Genomic DNA, 553 nt, shown 5'->3' on the forward strand with positions numbered 1-553 from the left:
CTTCACCTAATACTGCTGGAGCTTTCGCATCTGCTGGTTTCAATTCATTACCTTCTTCATCAGTCCATTTAGTGATGATTAACTGAACTTTTGGTAATTCTGTTGGATCTGGAAGTTCTCCGTTTACTCCACCTGTGAACTCTGGAAGATCAACTATTGGTGGAAGAATTAAGTTACCATTTTCGTCTACTCCTGGTGTTCCGATTGGATCTGTGTACTCTGGAAGTTCTGATACTGGTGGAAGAATCGTTGTTACTTCTTCACCAGAAAGCTCATGACTGATATTTGTCTTAGGATCAGTGATTGTTACTTTTCCTGTTGGTTCAACAACGACTGTCTTACCTGGATTTGCTTTTTCCACTGATTCTTTAACTTTATCTTGTTCGTCTTTGCTTAGATTATTCAAATCTTTGACTGGAACTTTGTCCGTTGGTACGCTTGGTGTGAAGTCTTGAACTACCAAGTCGGTTGCTGGAATCTCGTGACGGACGTTTGTAGTTGGATCCGTTACGGTTGCTTTTCCGCTCGCATCAACGGTTACTGTCTTACCTTG

At 41.4% G+C, this 553-nt stretch carries 1 protein-coding gene; it reads right to left on the reverse strand.

The window, feature by feature from the left end; translation table 11 throughout:
• A partial coding sequence (locus ADI58_RS01760; protein WP_342666316.1) for an SIALI-17 repeat-containing surface protein occupies positions 1–553 on the reverse strand: 553 nt, incomplete at both ends.

The sequence above is a fragment of the Streptococcus mitis genome (genome assembly GCF_001074635.1).
Lineage (GTDB): Bacteria > Bacillota > Bacilli > Lactobacillales > Streptococcaceae > Streptococcus > Streptococcus mitis_E.